At 29.9% G+C, this 22,257-nt stretch carries 20 protein-coding genes; 10 read left to right on the forward strand and 10 right to left on the reverse strand.

Annotation, left to right across the window (positions count from 1 at the left end; all coding sequences use genetic code 11):
* Positions 1–220 precede the first annotated feature (220 nt).
* The 10 genes from rodA to LCI24_RS06550 form a co-directional block, all read right to left on the reverse strand.
* Complete coding sequence (gene rodA / locus LCI24_RS06505) at positions 221–1,498, reverse strand: rod shape-determining protein RodA (protein WP_274639642.1); 1,278 nt, start codon at positions 1,496–1,498, stop codon at positions 221–223.
* Positions 1,479–3,365 (reverse strand): penicillin-binding protein 2, encoded by a 1,887-nt coding sequence (gene mrdA, locus LCI24_RS06510; RefSeq protein ID WP_274639643.1) that lies wholly within the window; start codon positions 3,363–3,365, stop codon positions 1,479–1,481. The genes rodA and mrdA overlap by 20 nt, the downstream gene beginning before the upstream one ends.
* Positions 3,362–3,868, reverse strand: coding sequence for a rod shape-determining protein MreD (mreD, locus tag LCI24_RS06515; protein WP_274639644.1), 507 nt, complete (start codon positions 3,866–3,868; stop codon positions 3,362–3,364). Before mreD ends, mrdA begins: the two co-directional genes overlap by 4 nt.
* Positions 3,861–4,688, reverse strand: coding sequence for a rod shape-determining protein MreC (mreC, locus tag LCI24_RS06520; protein ID WP_274639645.1), 828 nt, complete (start codon positions 4,686–4,688; stop codon positions 3,861–3,863). Before mreC ends, mreD begins: the two co-directional genes overlap by 8 nt.
* Positions 4,689–4,704: 16 nt before the next feature.
* Positions 4,705–5,733, reverse strand: a complete 1,029-nt coding sequence (locus LCI24_RS06525) for a rod shape-determining protein (protein ID WP_047790403.1) — start codon at positions 5,731–5,733, stop codon at positions 4,705–4,707.
* Between the two features lie 82 nt (positions 5,734–5,815).
* A complete protein-coding gene (gene purH, locus LCI24_RS06530; RefSeq protein ID WP_274639646.1) occupies positions 5,816–7,342 on the reverse strand; it encodes a bifunctional phosphoribosylaminoimidazolecarboxamide formyltransferase/IMP cyclohydrolase in 1,527 nt (508 codons plus the stop codon).
* A gap of 142 nt (positions 7,343–7,484) precedes the next feature.
* Positions 7,485–7,610 (reverse strand): hypothetical protein, encoded by a 126-nt coding sequence (locus tag LCI24_RS06535; RefSeq protein ID WP_274639647.1) that lies wholly within the window; start codon positions 7,608–7,610, stop codon positions 7,485–7,487.
* Positions 7,611–7,693: 83 nt separating this feature from the next.
* On the reverse strand, positions 7,694–8,146 hold the full coding sequence (locus tag LCI24_RS06540) for a GAF domain-containing protein (protein ID WP_274639648.1): 453 nt from the start codon (positions 8,144–8,146) through the stop codon (positions 7,694–7,696).
* Positions 8,147–8,418: 272 nt separating this feature from the next.
* Complete coding sequence (locus LCI24_RS06545) at positions 8,419–9,783, reverse strand: DUF5458 family protein (RefSeq protein WP_274639649.1); 1,365 nt, start codon at positions 9,781–9,783, stop codon at positions 8,419–8,421.
* 21 nt (positions 9,784–9,804) lie between these two features.
* Positions 9,805–10,260: a hypothetical protein gene (locus LCI24_RS06550; protein ID WP_099215504.1), complete on the reverse strand. Its 456-nt coding sequence runs from the start codon at positions 10,258–10,260 to the stop codon at positions 9,805–9,807.
* Between the two features lie 80 nt (positions 10,261–10,340).
* Between LCI24_RS06550 and LCI24_RS06555 the strand changes: the two genes are divergently transcribed.
* Genes LCI24_RS06555 through tssR form a run of 10 tightly spaced genes read left to right on the forward strand, consistent with a single transcriptional unit; the run spans position 10,341 to position 22,227 of the window.
* Positions 10,341–10,775 carry a GPW/gp25 family protein gene (locus tag LCI24_RS06555; RefSeq protein WP_274639650.1) on the forward strand — a complete coding sequence of 145 codons (435 nt, stop codon included), beginning with the start codon at positions 10,341–10,343 and terminating at the stop codon, positions 10,773–10,775.
* A 15-nt stretch (positions 10,776–10,790) separates the two neighbouring features.
* The gene (locus LCI24_RS06560; protein ID WP_274639651.1) at positions 10,791–12,572 is read left to right on the forward strand and encodes a hypothetical protein; all 1,782 of its coding nucleotides are present in this window, start codon (positions 10,791–10,793) and stop codon (positions 12,570–12,572) included.
* 2 nt (positions 12,573–12,574) lie between these two features.
* Positions 12,575–15,016 carry an AAA family ATPase gene (locus LCI24_RS06565; RefSeq protein ID WP_274639652.1) on the forward strand — a complete coding sequence of 814 codons (2,442 nt, stop codon included), beginning with the start codon at positions 12,575–12,577 and terminating at the stop codon, positions 15,014–15,016.
* Positions 15,001–15,945 (forward strand): hypothetical protein, encoded by a 945-nt coding sequence (locus LCI24_RS06570; protein WP_274639653.1) that lies wholly within the window; start codon positions 15,001–15,003, stop codon positions 15,943–15,945. The genes LCI24_RS06565 and LCI24_RS06570 overlap by 16 nt, the downstream gene beginning before the upstream one ends.
* A gap of 14 nt (positions 15,946–15,959) precedes the next feature.
* Positions 15,960–16,838: a TssN family type VI secretion system protein gene (locus LCI24_RS06575; protein ID WP_274639654.1), complete on the forward strand. Its 879-nt coding sequence runs from the start codon at positions 15,960–15,962 to the stop codon at positions 16,836–16,838.
* Positions 16,828–17,997, forward strand: coding sequence for a hypothetical protein (locus tag LCI24_RS06580; RefSeq protein ID WP_274639655.1), 1,170 nt, complete (start codon positions 16,828–16,830; stop codon positions 17,995–17,997). The genes LCI24_RS06575 and LCI24_RS06580 overlap by 11 nt, the downstream gene beginning before the upstream one ends.
* Before the next feature lie 12 nt (positions 17,998–18,009).
* The gene (gene tssO / locus LCI24_RS06585; RefSeq protein ID WP_274639656.1) at positions 18,010–18,507 is read left to right on the forward strand and encodes a type VI secretion system TssO; all 498 of its coding nucleotides are present in this window, start codon (positions 18,010–18,012) and stop codon (positions 18,505–18,507) included.
* A gap of 3 nt (positions 18,508–18,510) precedes the next feature.
* Entirely contained in the window at positions 18,511–18,957 is a 447-nt protein-coding gene (gene tssO, locus LCI24_RS06590; RefSeq protein ID WP_274639657.1) for a type VI secretion system TssO, read from the forward strand.
* Positions 18,958–18,967: 10 nt separating this feature from the next.
* Entirely contained in the window at positions 18,968–19,900 is a 933-nt protein-coding gene (locus LCI24_RS06595) for a PKD domain-containing protein (protein ID WP_274639658.1), read from the forward strand.
* 2 nt (positions 19,901–19,902) lie between these two features.
* Positions 19,903–22,227 carry a type VI secretion system protein TssR domain-containing protein gene (gene tssR / locus LCI24_RS06600; RefSeq protein ID WP_274639659.1) on the forward strand — a complete coding sequence of 775 codons (2,325 nt, stop codon included), beginning with the start codon at positions 19,903–19,905 and terminating at the stop codon, positions 22,225–22,227.
* The last annotated feature ends 30 nt before the right edge of the window (positions 22,228–22,257 follow it).

Here is a 22,257-nt window from a genome sequence, read left to right on the forward strand (position 1 = left end):
TAGTTAAACGCTTCGATATTTTTTATCGAAGCGTTTTTATTTTGGTTTAAAACTAAAAGTGTTTTGTCCTTGTTTTAAAATAGAGCTTATTTAATGCAACAAAAAGGAGCGCTAGTTACTGCCTTTGTATTGGCTTTTATCTGATAGATGTGGTGTTGACTTTCATTAATGGTAAACAGCTGTATTTTTCTTTTGATGTTTAAAAGGGCAGTTTTAATTTTTACCAATCATATTTTTTATGGGCATCCAAACGAATGAAAATGAATAGTAGTAAGGTGAATCCCCATAAAGAAGAACCTCCATAACTGAAAAAGGGTAGTGGTATTCCTACAGTAGGTAGTAAACCTATTACCATACCGATATTGACAATAATATGGAAAAAGAAAATAGAAGCTACACTGTAGCCATATATTCTTGCAAATTTATTAGTTTGTGTTTCTGATAAGTAAATAATTCTATAGAGTAAGAACATAAATAAAATTATAACAAGGGAACTACCTAAAAAACCCCATTCTTCACCAACAGTACTATATATATAATCTGTGTGTTGCTCAGGAACAAAGTTACCTTGCGTTCTGTCTCCTTGTAAAAAACCTTTTCCAGAAAAACCACCAGAACTAATTGTTTTTTCAGATTGATAAGAATTGTAACCAATACCTTTGTTATCTTGTATCTTCCCTAATAAAATATCAAATCTGTCTTTTTGATGTTGACCTAATATGTTATTATAGGTGTAGCTAATTCCTAAAATAAAGAAAATAGAAAAAAGATAAGAGCCAATTATTTTTATAACGTTAAAGCGGAAAAATCGCTTGTCTCTGTAGATGCCATAAAAAACAACGAGTGTTATTATAAGTAAACATGAAATAAGAACCCATTTTGCTCCAAAATAAACAGTTAATAAGAATAGAATGATAGAGATTGTTCCAAATAATATATATGCTAGGGTAAGACCTTCTCTGTTTAAAACAAAAAAGAAAGCAAAATATATTAGTACAGAGCCCATATCTGGCTGTAAGGCAATAAAAAATGCAGGCAAAAAGATGACTATAAAAGCTTTTGCTTGATTTTTTATTAGTTTAAGGTTGTACTGCCGGTCGCTCATTAATTTTGCTAATGCCAAAGCAGTAAAAGCTTTCGCAAATTCAGAAGGTTGTAGCCCTATTCCACCAAAGTTATACCAAGAGGTAGCTCCATTAATTTTTTTACCAAATACAAGTACTCCAGCTAATAAAACCAGAGAGAAAATGTACATAACACTGGAAAATTGCTCGTAGAACTTAGAGTTAAAAAATAGGATGAAGATAATAACCGGTATACTAAGTCCTATAAAAATTAATTGTTTGCCATATTTTGTTGAGAAGTCAAAAATTTCTCTTGACTCTTCCGTAGAAGAAGCTGCATAGATATTTACCCATCCAAAACCAACTAATATTACGTAGAGTAAAACAAGTAGCCAATCAATTCCTGCAAAAATATTATTTCGTTCCTGTCGCAATAGTATCGCTTTTTTGAATTAATAACTGATTATCATATCTTTCTTGAAGACTTAGGTTGATCATGCGATCTTCAAGGTATTTTCTAGAGATTGACTTGTTTAAATACTTTTCAATCAGTAAACTAGTAATAGGGGCAGCAATTGTAGATCCATATCCTCCGTTTTCTACAAAAATAGCTATGGCTATTTGAGGGTTATCTTTAGGAGCAAAAGCTATAAAAATAGAGTGGTCTGTTAACTGAACTTTCTTCTTATTTACTCTAATAAAGTTTTCAACTGTTCCTGTTTTTCCACAAATGTCTATTCCCTTAACTTGACTATACCTAGCTGTACCTCTGGTAAACGTTTCAAACATCGCCTCAATTGCAATAGGAAAATGTTCAGGGGAAACTGTTGTATTTCTACGAGTTACATATGTAGAGTCAAGCTTGGGTTTGTCTTCAATTTTCTTAACAATATGAGGAGTGTAAAAATATCCTTTATTAGCAATTGCAGCTGTCATATTTGCCAACTGAATAGGTGTTGTTTCTACTTCACCTTGACCAATGGCGTTGGAGATAGTTGTAGTAGCTCCCCATCTAAAGTCATAACTTCTGTCGTAGAATCTCCCGTCAGGAATTCTACCTGGTTGCCCTGAAGGTAAGTCATACCCTAAATAATTTCCTAAACCAAAGCTTTTTGCATGTTCACTCCAAGCATCAGTACCAATGGTCGCATTTTCGTATTTATCTACAATTTTTCTATAGGTGTTAGCGAAATATGTGTTACAAGATTTAGCTATAGCTGTTTTTAAACGAACAGGACGACCAACAATGTTACAGTGGCAACCCATAAATTCGTTTGGTCTTCTACCATAACGATAACCATGATTACAGTAAAAACCTGAGTTTTCATCAATAACTCCTTCTTGTAAACCAATTAAACCAGTGAGGATTTTGAAAGGTGAACCAGGAGCATACATTGCTTGTAGACCTCTGTCAAAAGTTGGCATATTAATACTGTCATTAAAAAGCCTTACTGAATTAGGAGAGCGCTTTCTTCCAACTAATAAGTTAGGGTCATAAGAAGGAGCGGTAATCAATGCTAATATCTCACCTGTTTGAGGCTCTATAGCAACAATTCCCCCTCTTTTCCCAGACATTAATAACTCTCCATATTGTTGCAGTTCACTATCAATAGTTAAGGTTAAGTCTTTTCCTGGAACTGCTAACGTATCATATTTACCATCTTTGTACGAACCTATTATTTCATTTAAGTTGTTACGTTTAAATCTTTTTTTTCCTTTAACACCTCTTAAATAATTTTCATATTGCTTTTCAACACCCCAAGCACCAATTAACTCTCCTTGTTCGTAATAGTCACTTTGTTTGGCTTTGTATTCACTTACCTCACTAATATAACCTAATACATTGGCAGCAGATTTTATAGGATAGTTTCTGATAATACGTTTTTGCACATAAAAACCTTTGTATTTAGATAATTTCTCTTGTAAAAAAGCATAATCCTCTTTAGCTAATTGCTTTAAAAATACAGAAGGAAGCCAACGAGCATAATTTTCTGCTTTTTTAAAACGTTTTACAAAATCTTCTTTGTCGATTTTTAAAAGAGAGCAGAACTCTAAAGTATCTAAAGGTTCTACTTCTTTTGGAATAATCATTACATCGTAGGATAATTGGTTTGCAACCAATAATTTTCCATTACGGTCATATATATAACCACGCTCTGGATAATCGTACTCAATCTTTATTGTAGCACTATGCTTTAGGCTCTGTTCACCACCATTTATTACTTGCAACTGAAATAATCGAGAGATATAAACAATTCCAATAAGAGTTATTAAAAATATAAGTAAGAAACTTCGTTTCATGCTAGCTTTTTCCTAAATATAAAACTTCCTAAAAAATACAACAGTAACGTAAAAACACTAGAAAATAGTGTATTGACAAGTACATTTGATATGTTATAAAAACTAAAGTTAGTTAAACTAAATAAAATGAAGTGATGAGTTAATGTTAAAATTGCTGTATAATTAAAAACTTTGTCAAAAGACTCATGTCTTAGGTTAAAAAGTAGATAATCTGATGATGTTTTTTTGAAAACAGCTTTAAAAACAAATAAACGTATATAGGCCATAAACACAGTTGAAAAAGCATGAATTCCACCAGAGTTAGAAAAAGCATCTACGCATAAACCTAAAAGAAAAGCAACTAATAAAAGAGAAAACCTGTTTTCTTTAATAGGGAACAAGAAAATAAAAACGATATAAATGTAGGGGTTTACATAACCTAAAAATAAAATATTATTTAGAACCAACACTTGTAGTAACAAGAGGAAAACGAATAAAAATATTAAGTATACTGTTTTATTCATTATTATTTTCTACAGTTTTTATTTCTTCTTTATTTAGGTTGGTTATTATATAAACATGACCTAAGTTAGACATATCGTTAAAGAGTTTAATGTTTATACTATTGACCGCAGATAATTCTTCAGGTACTTCTAAGACTGTTCCAATAGGTATCCCGTTTGGAAAAATAGTAGACCTTCCTCCAGTGACTACAGTATCACCTTTTTTAAAAGCTGCTTGACGTGGAATGTCGGTTAGTTGTACAATATTATAGTCCTTACCGTCCCAGGTTAACGTACCGTAGTGATTGTTATTTTTAAATTTAGCGTTGATATTGCTTTTTGAATTTAAAATAGATTGTACTCTTGCGTATTTATTTGACGCATTATCAGTAATACCAATAATACCTTTACTGTTAATTACTCCCATTTCTTTAGAAACATTATAACTTTTACCTCTGTTGATTGTTAAAAAGTTATCAGTTTTATGAAAAGAGTTTTTAATTATTTTTCCAGAAATATAATTAAAATTTTGACTGAGCTGTGTTGTGTCTATTATTTGATTCGCAGAAATACTATCAAGATAAGTAGTAATTTTCTCCAGTTTATTTTTTAAGGCTAAGTTTTCTTCAATAAGTATAGAGTTTCTTTCTTTTAAGCCAAGATACTCTGAAATATTTGATGATTTTTGATATAGTCCTCCTGTAATAAAATTGGTAGAACTAATAAATTTGCTTTTATGAAAAGAATGGTTGTTAATGATTAATGCAACAGCTATAACTTCTAAGAATAGAAAAAATAAGAAATACTTATACTTCTGTAAGAAATAAATAAGCTGTTGCATAAATAATCATTCAAATTTATTTGATTAATACAGTTTTGTATTTTTCTAAATTTTTAAGTGCAATACCTGTTCCACGAACTACAGCACGTAACGGATCTTCAGCAACGTATACTGGCAAATCTGTTTTTCTAGATAAACGCTTATCTAAGCCTCTTAGCATAGAACCACCACCAGCTAAATAAATACCAGTGTTGTAAATGTCAGCAGCTAATTCAGGAGGTGTCTTTGATAGCGTTTCCATTACTGCATCTTCAATACGTAAAATAGATTTATCTAATGCTTTCGCAATTTCACGATAAGAAACCTGTATTTGCTTAGGTTTTCCACTTAATAAATCACGCCCTTGAACCATCATGTCTTCAGGAGGTGTGTCTAAATCTTCAGTAGCAGAACCTATTTGTAATTTTATCTTTTCAGCAGTAGTTTCTCCAACATATAAATTGTGTTGAGTACGCATGTAATACATAATGTCACTGGTAAATAAATCTCCAGCAACTTTAACTGATTGATCACAAACAATACCAGCTAATGCTATAACAGCAATTTCAGTTGTACCACCACCTATATCAATAATCATATTTCCTTTAGGCTCCATAATATCAACACCTACACCAATAGCAGCTGCCATTGGTTCATAAATCAAATAGATTTCTTTAGCGTTCATATGACGACCAGAATCTATAACTGCTCGTTTTTCAACTTCAGTAATTCCTGAAGGAATACAAATTACCATACGCAATGATGGTGGAAATAATCTTTTCTTTATGGCAGGAATTTGTTTTACAAATTCCTTTATCATTTCTTCTGAAGCTTGAAAGTCAGCAATTACACCGTCTTTTAAAGGACGTATGGTTTTGATATTTTCATGGGTTTTTCCTTGCATCCTACTAGCTTCATGACCTGTAGCAATAATTTTACCAGTAAGCCTATTTCTAGCAACAATAGAGGGGTTGTCAATAACTACCTTACCATTGTGGATTATAAGTGTATTTGCAGTACCTAAATCTACTGCAATATCTTCTGTCATGAAATCGAAAAAACCCATAAAGATTTCGTTATTTATATTTAATTTTAATGTATTCTCACAAATCTAATAAAAATCTGTGGGTATTTTACATTCAGTATAATTAATGTTTAAAATGTCTAGTTCCAGTAAAAACCATAGCTACATTATTATCGTTACAATAATCAATGCTTAATTGGTCTTTAATAGATCCACCTGGTTGAATTACACTTTTTATACCTGCTTTATCTGCTATTTCTACACAGTCAGGAAAAGGGAAAAAAGCATCACTAGCCATAACAGCTCCATTTAAGTCAAAGTTAAAACTGTTAGCCTTTTCAATAGCTTGTCTTAAAGCATCAACTCTACTTGTTTGGCCTGTTCCCCCTGCCAATAATTGTTTGTCTTTTACTAAAATAATAGTGTTAGACTTAGTGTTTTTACACAACTTAGATGCAAATAACAAGTCCTCTAACTCACTTTCTGAAGGTTTATTGTTAGTAGGGTATGATAAATCATCTAATTTGTCTGTAATATAATCTTTATCTTGAACTAATACTCCGTTTAAGGCTGTTCTTACTGTTTGTTCAGGTAATTCAACTTCTTTTTGAATTAAAATTACTCTATTCTTTTTGCCTTTTAAAATTTCTAAGGCATCTGCATCATAAGCAGGAGCAATAACCACTTCGCAGAATAATTTATGAATTTCTTCAGCAGTAGCTTTATCAATTTTTGTGTTAGAAATTAAAATACCACCAAAAGCAGAAACAGGATCACCAGCTAATGCATCAACATAAGCTTGATGAATAGTTTTTCTTTGAGCAAAACCACACGCATTATTGTGTTTTAAAATCGCAAATGTTGGGTCTTCACCTTTAAATTCTTCTATTAAATTAACAGCAGCATCAATATCTAATAAGTTATTGTAACTTAATTCTTTTCCATGTAGTTTATCAAACATAGCATCTAAATCGCCAAAGAAAAAACCTTTTTGATGAGGGTTTTCTCCATAACGTAATACTTTAGATGTAGTTTCACTGGCTTTATATACAACTTCATCTTCATTGAAATAATTGAAAATAGCAGTGTCATAATGTGAAGAGATGTTAAAAGCTTTAGCAGCAAACTTTTTTCTATCGTTCAACGAAGTTTCTCCGTTATTTTCTGAGATAATAGTTAAGAAGTCTTCGTATTGTTCCATAGAAGAAACAATAACAGTGTCTTTAAAGTTTTTAGCAGCTGCACGAATTAACGAAATTCCACCGATATCAATTTTTTCAATAATGTCTTGCTCTGAAGCTCCAGAAGCAACAGTTTTTTCAAAAGGATATAAATCTACAATTACTAAATCTAATTGAGGAATATTGTATTCTTGCATTTCAGCAACATCACCTTCATGATCTTGTCTGTTTAAAATCCCTCCAAAAACTTTAGGGTGTAAAGTTTTTACTCTTCCCCCTAAAATAGAAGGGTACGAAGTAACATCTTCTACTGGCACTACATCAATACCTAAGTCTTTAATAAATTTCTCAGTACCTCCTGTAGAGTAAATAGTAACACCTAGTTCGTTAAGTTTTTTAACAATAGGCTCTAATCCGTCTTTATGAAAAACGGAAATTAATGCTGATTTAATAGTTTTTGTATTGTTCATTATTGTTGTGTTGTTAAGCTTGCAAAGCTAGTAAAACAGTAGGCGTTACACAATAATTTTTTAAGTTTTTAAGATTGAAAACACCACCAAAAATAAAATAATTTTGGTGGTGTTTTTCAACAACAAAATTTTAAAAGAAAAATTACTCTGCAGTTTCTAAAAAATTACGAAACCAGATTGTGAATTTTTCTACTAAAGATTGTTGAGATTTTGAACGAGCATTAGCACTGCCTAATGCTGCATAAGAAGGATGTTCTCTACTGCTCATATTTAAGGGGATTAATGGGGTTGTTAAAAAATCAGATCAAATAAAACAAAAAAAAAACTAATAATCAAGCAATTATGTGAAAATTATATAAAATTAGCTACTTTTTTACATATATACTCCAATAAAACCTCGTCATTTTCGGTAAATGGGTTAACTGTATGAGAATCAATGTCGATTTGCCCTACATTTTCACCATCGACAAAAATAGGAATTACAATCTCAGATTTTACCTTCCATCCACAAGAGATATAATTGTCTTGTTCGCTAACATCTTGAACTACAAAATTTTCATTACTAACAGCAACTTGACCACAAATACCTTTTCCGAAAGGGATAATTGTGTGATCTGTAGGTTCTCCGTTAAACTGTGCTAATTTTAATTCTTCTTTATCTCCATTTTTAAAGTAAAATCCAACCCAGTCATAATAAGAGATTTCTGAAGCTAAATAATCGCAGATTTGTTGTAGTTTTTCTTCTGTTGAAGTTTTATTGCCAACTATTGTGTCTATATTGCTTTTAAGTTCTTGTAAATTCATAAAAGTATTTTTTATCTTATTCGTAAAGAGTGTTTAAAGCTTACAAAAATAGTTGTATGTATTGTGATAAAAAACTGAATTTAAATTTTTATAGTTTAAAAAGGAGTGTTTTAAGAGTTTTTTATGAAAAGAGGGCTGGCAATATCAAAAGGAATGAGTTTGGAGTTGTACAGCTGTTAAAGTCTTCTTTAACGAAAAAAAAGCAAAAGTTTTAAACTTTTGCTTTTTCTGTTCTTTTCTATAAAAGGAAAAGAGTGTATTTTAAAGTTGGATTACTGTTGAACGTATTCACTGTGCCATACAGCATCTTCAGGTCCATCTCCTTTGTGTCCGTCTAATTGAATAACGAAACTTTTAGCTGGGAAATAAGGAGTGATATGAATGTCTAATAAAACACGGTCTTTTTGGTTTTGATCTTGTTCTATTTTTATAACCTTAAAGCGTTCGATTAATTTAGTAGGTCCTTGGATATCATCTAAAAACTTAACTATTTGACGACGTAAATCAGCTTCAGTTCTTGAACTCCAATTTTCAAATGCACGTCTGTTTAAGAAATCAAATAATACTTTTGTTATGTGATCAAATACTCTTACAACAGAATAGGTTTGAAGTCCTAAATTGTCTCCGTTGAATAAAGTTTTAGCAGAAAAAGCCATTACTTTACTATATTCGTTTACCATAGGGACTAATCCCATTTTTTCGATTTCTGAAATCTCACTTTTCTTAAGATCGAATCTTACACTTTCTACTTCGTTAATACCACCAAACTTTTTACCTGCTACTACTTGCGACATTAAAGTGTGGTATATTTTACCTGCTAAAGCAGAAGATGCTGGAACGTATAAGTTATCTTCTTCACCAACAGAGTCTTCTTTTTTTCTTCCTAAAAGCCAGTTACAAGTCATTAAAGTGTTTGACTTGTGAACTTCTCCTCCTGAATGATTCGCGTTAGAGAACATGTCAATAATGTCATCTGGAGTTTCTAAGTCTTGGAAGTCGGTTAATAAAACAGCTTTATTTTCGTATGCTATTTTAGACCATTTGTCTAATACTACGTTAGAGCCAAGATATCCAGGTACGACTAGTATAGAGTAGTTGTCTTTTAAATCTAATCTATCAAAGTTTTGCTTAAGCTCATTTGATACATAGTCTATAAAAAGAGGGTTTTCTAAATCTTTTAATTGACTTAAATCAGCGTTTAAGATCGTGATATTTTTAACCTTATCTTTCTCTGTATTTTTGTAGAATAAAGCTACAGATCTATAAGAGGTTTCTAATTCCTTAGTTTTTTCTAAGGTTTTCTTTAAGTTGTAGTTTAAAACTCCTTCGATGCTAGTAGCTTTTTCCTTTGCAGAATCACACATCGATTCGATGTTTTCGCTACTTTTTAGAATTTCTAACCAAACAGAAAGTCTGTTTTTTAAGTTTTTTCTTTCTCCTTTCCATTGCTCGTCGTTTAAAAATAGACTTTTTCTAGCTTTTCTTTTTGGGTTTAAGTTTGAGTATCCATCAACAATATTCTCAATAAAAGAGAAACCTCCATATTCTTTAATACCGTCAATAGCGTTAGCTACTTCTTGACTAGGGGACTGTTGTTTTACTTCTTCCGACTGTTGCGTTTTTACTTTTGTAGACATAGCTAATTATGTTTTTTGTTTTTATTGTTCAGCTTGATCGATTTCTTTAATAGATTCTTCTAAAATCTTAATAAATGTATCTTTAGTTTCGGGGTTGCTTAGAGCTTTCATTAGTGCTCTGTTAGAAGATAATTGTCTTGAAATTCTTAAGTACTGATCTTTTTCTATATCAAGTTTGTTTAGAAAAGAGCTATTAGCCTTAATGTTCTCAACGTTAAAATCACTTAAATTATTGAAATTTAAAGATTCTTTAACGTCAGCGCCATTTTCATCAGTGTGTTCAAGTTTTACAGAAGGTGAAAACTTTTCAAAAACAGCTTCGATAGTGTCTAAACCATAAGTAGCTTCGGGGGTTGCTGGAGCTTCGTCGGTAAGTTTTTGGATTAATAGGGTTTTGTTGGAAGAAATGTTTGCGATTGATTCATTAGCATCAACTTTAACTTCATTACCTCCAATTCCGTAATTGTACATTGCCATAATAATTTTTTTTATTCTGCTACGAATCTATTAAATATTTGATAAAAAAAATTATTTTTACAGAAAAAAATTAAGGAAAAATGAATTATTTGAAGATCCCCCTAGACTTTTCCAGTATAACAAAAAGAAATAAAGAAAATAGTAGATTGGGGTGTACACTTGAAGAATCAATAGCCCAGCACCTCATGATAATTGCTACTTCAAAACAGGGCGAAGTTTTTGGAAGACCCAATTATGGTTCCGATATTTGGGACTTAGAGTTTAATCAGTTGGTTAAAATCAATAAATGGGAAGAAAAAGTTAAAGATTCTTTATATTACGCCTTTATTGAATATGAACCTAGGCTTAAGGATGTTAGAGTAAGTGTTAGATTATCTGAAATAGATGATGACGCTGAGACTACTGATGTTCATGTAAGAAGAAAAGCAGAAATAAAAGTTTTTGGGACAATTATTGAAACCGAAGCTCCATTTAATTTCGCTACACTTTTTTACATCAGCCCTTTATCTCAATAAAAGAAAAAAAACGCAATGAGAGACGAATACTTTATGAAAATTAAAAATCGAATGCTTTTGCGTTCGATGGAATTATGGGGAATTAAAGACAAAAGAAGTGTCGACCCTATTTTAGATTTATTACTACATACTTTTGCTTATGAAATATCAAAATTACATCAACAAGTAGATGTTTCAGACAAAGAATTACTAGATAGATTGTCTAGGATATTAGTAAGTAACAAGTGGTCTTTACCGTCACCTTCACATGCTTTGCTAAAAGCACAACCAGAAGATGATACTACACAGCTTTATGTTTCAGATCATTTTTATTGCTCAAAAAGAAGATTTGGAGAAGAAAAATTAGATGTTTTCTTTACGCCTATTATCGCAAAACAACTTATAAATGCCTCTGTTAAATATTTGGGGTATGATGATAAATTGCAAATAAGTGAAAATCAATTTGGAAATATAGAAGATGCTCTTTATTTATCTCAAGAGAATAAAATTAAAGATTATGAACTTTGGTTTGGAGTGGATATTTCAAGTGAATTGTTAGCGGAAACAAGCAATTTATCTCTCTGTTTTATTTTAAAAGATAGTTCACTCTTACCTTTTTTAAAAACAATGAAGGTTTATGATGTGGATGGTAATGAAATGTTTCTAGATAAGGAAGAGTTAATAAACAAGAATAGTGAAGTTCATTATTTTGATGATGTTGTTTCGTTTTATGAAGATTGTTTTTATACGTTAAGTTTAAATGAATCTTGTAAGGCAAAAAAAACAATTACAGAGTTGTTTGGTGAACAGGATGATTTTTTCGTTGAACCAGAAGATTTAAATGAGAAGTTGTTGTGGTTTAAAGTAAAGCTTCCAGAGGTTTTTTCTAAAGATAAGCTGCAAGGAATAGATGTAAGTTTAAACACTTTTCCAGTAGTTAATAGAAAACTTGAGTATAAACAACATAATTTTAGAAAAAATGGTAGAATTTTATCTGTGCTTAGTGAAGGTGTAGACTATTTTTTAAATATTGAAAGTTTAAATGATGATAAAGGAAATAGTTATGCAAATGTTATAGGAAACTCTACAGAAAGTCTTGAAGGTGGTTACTCGTTATATTTTGGAGATATAGGAAGGTTTGATACTAGAAGTGCTAAAATGATGTTGAGTAAAACCTCACAAACAGTAAGAGAAGAAGGAAGTGCTTTTTCTTCAATAGGTTATGATATTATACAAGCTTACTTAGATGACTTGCATGAAAAACTAGATGAAATTGATAAAAAAATTCATTTAGAATTTGGAGAGGTTAATGCAACTAATGATAAAACTTTTTTATTGACTTATCCGCATAAAGAAGCTTTTAATTATGAGTTTCAGTATTGGCTAACAAATGCTAGTCAGGCTAATGGAATTAACACAAGTTACACTTTTAATCAATATAGAACAGGTAAGTTTATCGATAGTAAGATAAAGTTAAAGACTGATACAATAGGAGGTTATATTAGAAAGGAAGAACACGACAAAATAAACGGTTTACGCTATGGATTGCTTACAAGAGAAAGAATTGTAACAAGAGAAGATGTAAAAAGCTTTGTTAATAGTAAAATAGGGCGTTTTGTTGAAGAAATTTCAATAAAAGATGGTGTAGCAATTTCAAAAGAAAAGAAAAAAGGTTTGATAAGAACCACTGATATACATATTAAAACAAAAAAAGAGTTAATCTCTACAGAAAAACAAACCCTTTTCAGTTATTATCTTGAGAAGGAACTGGAAAAGAGATCTATATCAAATATAACTTATAAAGTATTTTTTATTTAAAAATGATAGAAAAAGATTACAGTTCAAGTGCTTTATCAAGCATAAAAAGAGCTAAAAGTGTTGCTTACAGAGAAAATCAAAGTACCTATGGCGTTAGCCATTTAATAACATCATTAATTAATGAGCCTACTGGTTTAGAGGAGATTATTGATGGTATGGGTAAAGATGCCAGCTATGTCCTTGAGTGGTTTGAGGTAATGAAAGAAATGTATAAGTCGAGTCCTCTACAAGCTTCAGGTGATGTAAATCCAGATAACGAAGTCGCTAAAGTTTTTGAAGAGTCTGAGCGTTCAAAAATAAAATTAGGAACAGAAAATATTGATGCGTTATGCATTTTTACAGCAGTAGTGAGAGAAGGTGTTGTATATTCTGGCCAACAAATAGAAACTTTAGGAATAACCGAGCAAGATATTTTAAAACACTACAATGCAAATACTCCTACTTTTTTAGAGTCAAATGCAAAAGAAAATATTTCGGCAATAAGTTCATATATTGAAGATCTTCAAACACAAGAGGTAATTCAAAAAGGAAACTTAATCTTAGGTAGAGAGAAAGAAGTACGATTAATTTTAGAAAATTTTGAAAGGTCAGAAAGTAAAGGTGTTATCCTAGTTGGAGATTCTGGTATAGGGAAAACAGCAACGGTAAATTACTTTGTAAGAGAGTTGAGTAATAGTACAGATGAGTATTTAAAAAGTCATTTGGTATTTAAACTTAATGTTCCAAAACTATTAGCAGGAGCAAGTTCTGAAAATGATGTAAACAAGAAAATTTCAGAATTATTTGAGAAGTTAGAATCTATTGATGCTCCTTCCATATTAGTGATTGATGACCTCCATGTGTTGCTAGAAAACTCTTCAGGAAAAACTAATGCCATTGTAAATATTTTAAATGCTCAATTAAGTGAAGGACGAATTAATATGATTTTTACTATTAATTCAGATTCATACAGAAAAAACCTTGAAAGACACCCTATAGATGGTAAATTAGAAATATTGAAGTTAGAAGAATTGGGGGCTTTAGAGATGTTAAAATGTTTACATAGACACAAAAAAAGGCTAGAACTACATTTTGATATTAAAATTTCAGATAGAGCAATTGAGGAATCTATACATCTTTCAAAAAGGTATTTTAAAGAAAAAAAATTACCCTATGGAGCAATAGATTTAATAGATAAAACTGTAGCAGCTGTAAAGATGAGTAATGCTACGGTATTAGGAGAAGTTAGAAAAATAGAAAAAGAATTTAATGAAGTAAAGGATTCAGAAAAATTTGATTTTTCTGATTTACAATTAATCTATAATACTATTTATAGAAAAGTTAGTGTTATTCAAACTTCAAAAGTAACCAAGTCATTTAATTTAGTATCTGACAATCCAGATTTACAGGAAGAAATATCTAAGGTTGATGAATTCTTATCTATGCTAAAAGAGCTAGCTAAGATATCTATAGATGTTGTAAGTGAAATAGATATAGAAGCTGTTGTGTCAGAAATAACAGGTATTCCTTTAGGTAAAATTCAGACAGAAGAAAAAGAACGTCTTCTCAATATAGATAAAAGATTAAAAGAGCGAGTTAAAGGTCAATCGAATGCTATTCAAACATTATCAGATGCTATTATAGAATCGAGAAGTGGACTTAGCAATCCTAAACAGCCAATTGGTTCTTTCTTCTTTTTAGGTCCTACAGGAACAGGGAAAACTGAATTAACTAAATCATTAGCTGAGTTGTTATTTGACGATGAAACGGCGATGATTCGTTTTGATATGTCTGAATTTAAAGAAGAACATTCTGCAGCATTGCTTTATGGAGCGCCTCCAGGATATGTTGGTTATGAAGAAGGAGGGATGTTGGTAACTAAAATAAGGCAGCGTCCATATTCAGTAGTTTTATTTGATGAAATTGAAAAAGCTCATAGTTCTGTATATGATGTTTTTCTTCAATTAATGGATGAAGGTGTGATTCATGATAAACTAGGTAGGGAAGGAGACTTCTCTAACGCTATTGTCATTTTTACATCTAACATTGGTAGTCAATGGATTGCTGAGCAAATAACAGAAGGAAAAATTCCAACGTCAAATGAGTTAATAGAAGTAATGGCACAACACTTCAGACCTGAGTTTTTAGGAAGGTTAACAGAGGTAGTACCTTTTGCGCCAATTAATCAAAAAGTAGCACAAGATATTTTAGTGATACACTTTAATAAACTTAGAAAGCAGTTAGAGCAACAAAAACAAATAGTATTAGATATTTCTGATGAAGCTCTAGAATTTTTATCAAAAAAAGGTTTTTCTCAAAAGTATGGGGCTAGACCTATTGCTGGAGTTGTAAGAACATATGTGAAAAAGGTAATATCTAAAATGATAGTTTCTGAACAAGTCAATAAAGGAGATCATGTATTATTAGATTATAAAAACAATAATCTTGTATGGGAGCTAGTGTAAAAGAAAATGATGTTGTAGTTGACGATCTTGTTCGTAATATGGCATCTAACTTTATTGGAGAAGTTTTTGTTGAAGAGCTAGAGTTCTTATTGGATAAAGATGTGTCTGAGACGCTAATCGTAAAAAATCACGGTATGAATAGTAGAGCTCAGTCTAAAGATGTTTTATCTGTCGATTCAAACTTTATAGCTAAAGATGCTGGCTTTGAAGAAAATTTAGTTGTTAACTTAAGTAGAAATAGTATATACCATCAATTACCAGAAATTTTGTTCTATCCTCTCTCTTTAGGGGTTAATTCTGATAACAAAAGAGAGGTGGTTGATACGATTCGTAGGAATAGAGAAAAAGAAAAAGGAGATATTAACTTTTTTACTCTTTTTGATACTGAAATTTTTAAAGAAAGAGTTAGAATTAATAATAGGAGCTTGAATTTTTTCTCAGATAAAAAATCAAAACAAAACCTATTAAATATTTTTAAGCAAATTATAGGTTCTGATTTGCAAGTTTCTGATCAATCTTTGTATAAACTATTCCTTAATTTATGTAAGTCGGAGTTTTTTAAAGAGAACTTAGTAGAGTTAGAAAAATTAATACAAATAGTTTTAGGCTTAAAAGTAAAACTAAGCTATGTGCCTTGCGTTATTAATGAATCTCCTTTTTTAAGTTTAGGAAATGCCATTTTAGGAGTTGATTTAGGTTTAAGTGGAAAGCTTTACAGTGAGATAGATGATGTAAAGGTAGTAGTAGTGTTAGAAAAAGAAGTTGAAAACTTTAAGGTTTTAGAGAAAAGTATTTTGCAAATAAAAGAAGTACTGAGCTTCTTCTTAATTTCCTCAAGAAAAATTCATATCACTTATCAAACGAATTCTGATCAATCTTTTGTTTTGGCAGAAAGATTTTTAGGGTATGACTCATATTTAATTAAATAAGAAAAGAAAAAGTTATGAACATAATAATAGTATATTTTTTAAAATTTCTTTTAGCACCTCTAATAGCCATTATATCTTTAATGGTGTTAAATAATATAGTAAAAGCTAAAAAATCTTTCAATATAAAAAAGGCAATTGTTTTAGTTTTATTACTAACCCTTATTTTAATAGCACCTGTTTTTATTAGTTTGTTAAAGTATGAGTTTGTATGGGTGGGATTAATACTTACGGTTTTATGTTACCTTTTTATAGGTGTGTTTTTTATGCTCTTTCAAAACACGAAGTTTTATAAATCTATAGGCTTAGATAATAAATTCCATACACTATTTTTTGCTTTTATAGTAATGGTTCTATCTGCATGGTTGTATTATTTAATCTTCGAAAAAATAAGTACCCTCCCTTATGCACTTTGGGCTATGTTGTCAATAATTTGGTTTGTACTACCATTATTATACTCAATGTCCTTAGGTTACTTTTTAAATATATCAAAACCGTTTTATAAAGCTTGGAATGTTTCAGATAATGGAGCTACAGATATGTATTGGGATAATGTAGATGTTTTTAAACTAATACAAGTCACAGTTAAGATTAAAAGAAACCCAGAAGATAAAAACTATAGCTCTTTTTCAGTAAAGTTGCCTATGGAGGTGTCTGTAGGTATGTGGTTTAACCGTTTTATTGAAGACCAGAATTTTAGGTTTCCTGATAGAATGATTGACACCTATATAGACGGAGAACCTATTGGTTGGATATTTTATACCAATAAGTGGTTTAACTTCCCTTTGTTTACAAAAGTTTTAGATGCTGAAAAAGATGGGAAATTTAATAGAATTAGAAATAAACAAACTATATACATAAGAAGAACTGCATTAAATACTATTGATGATGAATAAGAAAAATAATAAAATGAATTATTTACCTATAAACTGGACTGACGGAGTAAAAATATCTGCGGAACATTTTTTTAAAAATTATAATAATACAATTGAAACTATAAAGGATTATAATTCGGTTTCTCTTAAAAATTATGAGTATGGTTTAATAGAAGGTGGAGCTGGTTTTGAAAACTTACAATTAGATGTTTTAAGTGACGGGGATAATTCTTTAGTAATAAAACTTAAATCATGTAATGCGATTACAGAAAAAGGATATAGAATTATGTATCATTATGATTTATATGGAGCGAATTCACCTTCTGTAACATTAAAAACGTCTGATTTTGACAAGACAGAAAGTGAAGAGTTTTATATAATGCTGTCTTTGTCTCCTTTTGAGTATTTGCCAGTGGGTGTCCCTGATCCTGAAGTTATACCACTACACCATCCAAATGTTTTACCAAAATTAGAATTACATACACTTCCTGTTTCAAAAATTAATACAAGCTTTTTAAAAGAACATTTTTTAGTTATAGGAAAAGTTTTGTGGACTAACGGGTTGTTTTCAATTGACGAAGGATATGTGCCTCCAGTAGTTAATTTATCTTCAAATGAAAGATTAGAAGGTTTTAGTAAAGGTTTGCTACAGGTTCTTATTAAATCTAAAAATTATTCGATTAAAATATTTAAAAAGAATAATGGACAAAAGAGCAGTAACAAATTAGTGGCTAATACTTTTTCAATCTGTGCAAAACTACAAGAGTATTATAGTGATAACATCTTTAACCTAGAAAATATTTCGGTTAGTAGATCTCCTATGTATTTAGTAGATAGGCTAGTTGTATTAGCAAACAAACTTTCTATTTGTCTAAGTATAATGGATGACAAAGAAAAAGAGCAACTATTACAATATTACTATCAATGGACAGATATTAAACCTTCAGATTTTCTAGATGCTATAGTAGATGCTGTAAATGTTAAGTATAATCATATAGAAATTGCAGAAACCTTTGATGTGTTAAATAGGTTTGTGGCTATGTTAGAGCGTGTGTTTAAAAAGATGAGTGAACTAGAGTATATAGGACAAAGAAAAGATAATATTGTAATTAACGAAGAGTCAGGTTCACAGTTCAATAGAAATAGAGGTAATAATAGCACTTGGAGTATAATTGATTAACACTAGTTTCTTATGAAGGCTTTAAATCACAAAGAAAGAAAAAAACAAATTCTTAAATTTTTTGCGTCATTTTCTTTAACAGCAATAGTTGTATTTTTCTGTTTATATGTCACTTTAATTATTGCAGAAAAAGGAGTTGTTTTAATTGAAAGTAAACAATCTCACTATAATGAAGTTTTTAAAAAGCAAGCAATGTTAAATTTTAAAATGGAAGAACTTTTTAAAAATTTATACAGCTTAAAAAATAAGCGAAGAAATATAGGGGAGTATAGGCAAATGCAAAAGATTATTACCAATACTAGGGTTGAGATAAGACAAAGTATTGATAGTACAAAAAAAGAAAATAATTACTATAAAATTTACGGTGAGTTTTTATCGGAAATAAGAAATATACAGTCACTTCTTGAAAGTTACAATAAAGAAGTTAGTACAAGAGAAGCTAATAAAGAACAATTAGAAAAATGCAGGGAAAAGTATAAGGACTTAAATAAAGACTTAAATAAAGATTAAGCTATGGATAAACACGAAGTTTTTTGGGAAAAAATAAGATTCTCTCTTCTATTTATAATAATTTCTACAGTGGTGTTTATAATACTAACTAAATTTATTTTTAAAGTACCTGTAGTAGAGAGTAAAGAGTTACTGAATAGTATTGATGCTTCAGAAGAAATTTTTGATGTTCAAGAAGACTACACAAAAAGAATAAAGAAAACACATAAAAAAATTCAAGAAATACCTTTTGATGTTATTCAAATTCAGGTGTTAGATGAATTAGATAAAGAAATCCAACTATATAAAAAAATCTATAGAGATAACGATATGAATAACCGATACATTTTTGGAGTTCAATCATCAAAAACGCTTAAAATGTTTTTCGATTTGAGTGAAGAATACAATGCTTTAAAAAGAAATAATAAAGTTTTGAAAGAGAATTTAGAAGAATGTAAAGCTAACATTTAAATATAAGAGTATGTCTAATAAATTTAAATTGTCGGCTTTAATTTTTATAGCGCTATTAGTACTTATACTAGCAATATTTGCACCTTATAAATCAAGACTTAGTAACTTAGATTTTTATGTGTCTGAGTCTAATAGTAATTATCAATTTGAAGTTGGAGAAAAATTGTTTTTCCTTCTAAACGATACCAGTTTAGTTGAGGGGAGAAAAGTAGTGTGGCACATGGGGAATGGAGATTCTATCATGAAACGAGGTAATATTGACTATAAATACCATAAGGAAGGTAAATATCTTGTGTCAATCAAAATAAACGATAAGTTCACAGTATCAAAACAAATAGGAGTAGTTTCATTGCCGAAATTGTCGCCAAGAGACTCTTTGGTAACCTTACATGGTGTAGATGAGGGTTATGTAGGTGAAGAATTAGTGTTTTTTACCGAAGGAAAAGGAATAAATACTTGGTATTGGGAGTTTGGAGAAACAGGAACAGTTGATGCTTATGAAGAACAAGTTATTTATAGGTACAGCAAACCAGGGGATTACAGGGTAAAGCTTCAAACAAACACATTAAAATACCCCATATATCATAACATAAGAATCTTACCAAGATTTGAAAAAGTTGAAGAATTAGAAAAAGTTGATTCTTTAGGGGTTGTTCAAAATGATATTAGAAAAAGACTTCAAGCAATAGCCGATAGTAAAGTTACCGATCGGGGAACTTTTTATAAGAACTTAAATTATATAAAGAACAATTACACATGTAATCAAGCAGAAGACATACTTGTAATTGTTAATGGAGGAAGGTATAATGACTTCTTTAGTTATTGTCAAGGTTTACACTATTTAGAAAATAAAAAAAGAAGCAAAATAATAATTAATAAAGTTGAAATAGATACAATTAAATGTTTCAAAAGATTAAATGTAACACAAAGTTTACTAAGATAATAATGCAAAAAAAAATAACACTTTTTATTTTTTTTCTGTCGCTATATTCCTTTCCTATCATATCACAAACTATAGGAAAATATGAAAAAGTAAAAGAAGTAAAAGAAAATAGGTTTAACTATCTTAAAAAAGTAAAAACAAAGCACGATGCCTCGTTAAAAATGGTTTTTTCAGACAGAGAAAACAATTCTTTTTATAAAGGCCCATACATTCAAGAAAAGTTTAAGAAAAAAGGATTGCTAACTCCTTTGTATGTGATTGATGAAAAAGAAAATTCGTATGAAGTAGTAGTAGCTAATCCAGACCAAATAGGGAAACCAAAAGGCTTATTCTCGATGTTATATGGAGATAAGTTTAACTTTAAAGATGCAGAGCAAGTAGAATATTTAGGCTGGATACCTGCAAATAATGTTATAGAGTATAATCACTCTTTTATAGAAACCTGTAACAATAAGCCAATAAAATACAAAGTAGGTACTGATAAAACGTTAAGGCTTTTTGACTTAAAACCTTATATGGAAGTAGATTCTGTAAATGTATTTAAAGATCCTTTTTTTAGAACAAAGTCAAATAAGAAGTTAGTATCCAATCAAATAGTATATCCTTATAAGTATGATGAAAAAGGAAAAGCAGTATTTGTTTCGGATAAGCCTATTTTAAAAGATTCAACTTCTCAAACAGTAGGCTGGATACCATCAAACTTAATTACTCGCATAGGACAAAATCAAGTATACGTTGTAAATAATACTGATAGTTTATTAGCAGTTAGTAATAAAGATACAATTCAACTTACAGGTGAAGATGTATTGTCAAAATATGTATATACAGGATATAAAAATTTGAAAATAGATGTTACTAAAGATCTAATAGCTCCAGTACATGTTTGGAATCATGATAAAAACAAACTTATCAATGTAAAAGGAAACAGTTTCTACACAAAAGAAATAAAGTTTATGAAAGAGGAATCTAAAGTAGTAAACTTCCACTTTATTTCTAAAAACGAAGAAAGCGAGCACCTAAAAAAAATACTAAACTCTTTACAAAGTTTATACATAACCTTATTTCAAGAACCTACCGAAACTAAATACAGTTTTTCAGCAATATTAGTGGATAAAAAAGGAACAGCTATATTAGAAAAAACAAGTTCCTTTTCAGAATGGATTAGTTTTGTTGAGTCTTTTATAGAAAGTAATCAAAATAATTTAGCTTTAGAATATACAGAAAAAACAATGTCTATTCCAAAGGCAGTTAATTATGCAATAGATAATTTTTCAGGTGAAAAAAAGCGTTTTGAAAACAACTTCTTTATCATAGCTTCAAGTAAAGAGAGTACAAATGATATTAAAAGGCAAAAAGATGCTTTTTTTGAAAAAATAGCTAAAAAATCACCTAAAATTATTTTTGCTCAATTAGACAATAATAAAAGTGTAAGATCTCAAAATTACATATTAGGAAGTAAAGAGTTTTTATATAAAACAGGGAAGTTTTATAATGAATTTATCAAGAATTTTATTGTAGATAATGAAATTATTGTAGAAAATAATATACTTAAAAAAGTACCTGCAGATGAAGATAATATCTATGTGTATGATGCACCAGATAATAGTTTGTTTAATGGAGGAGTTGTTTTTCCAAGAATAGAAAGCTCCTTAACTCCTTTGTCTTTAGAAAAAACGATAGATACTGTTTTAAAAAGGTCTGTTTTAACCAATGATAAACTTATATCCTCGTTAAATTACTTCAACAAAAAATTAGGAGTTTTAAGAAGTGAACCAAGTGCTACGATAAAAACAAGGTATAAAGAGTTAAACACGGATAGTTTACGACTCTTTCAGTTAAGTAGAAATAACTTACACGAAGTGTTATATCAAAAAGTATCATTACTTAACGATAGTATTATTAAAAAAGGATATGTTTTTGATAAGGATGAAATTATAGAGTTGATAGAAAATTACCGTAGTACATTTCCTCAAATGGCAAAACCAATTACGAGAAAAAAACGAAGAGTAATAAAACGCCTATACCAAAAACAAATAAAAATATTAAACAAAGCAGCCTATAGATATGTTTTAAGTAGAAAAGCAACAATTGCCGATCTATTTTACTTTAAATCAGGAATCCCTCTAAATCACGAAGGTTATTATTGTTTACGAATACATAAACTACCAAGAAAAAGAGTAGAAAAAAACGGTTTTGAGAAATTTTATTTTCAACAGTATGAAAAAATAGATAAATTAGAGGAATTATTTTTAAAAAATAAGTTGCAAAAAGTAGAAGAAGGTTATAAAAGTGAAGTGTACTTTATACCTTTAGAACTATTGCCCTAGTTAATAGTTAGGAAGAACCCCGAAAATTGC

Origin of the sequence: Tenacibaculum larymnensis, assembly GCF_028829235.1 — a bacterium.
Taxonomy (GTDB): Bacteria; Bacteroidota; Bacteroidia; order Flavobacteriales; family Flavobacteriaceae; genus Polaribacter; species Polaribacter larymnensis.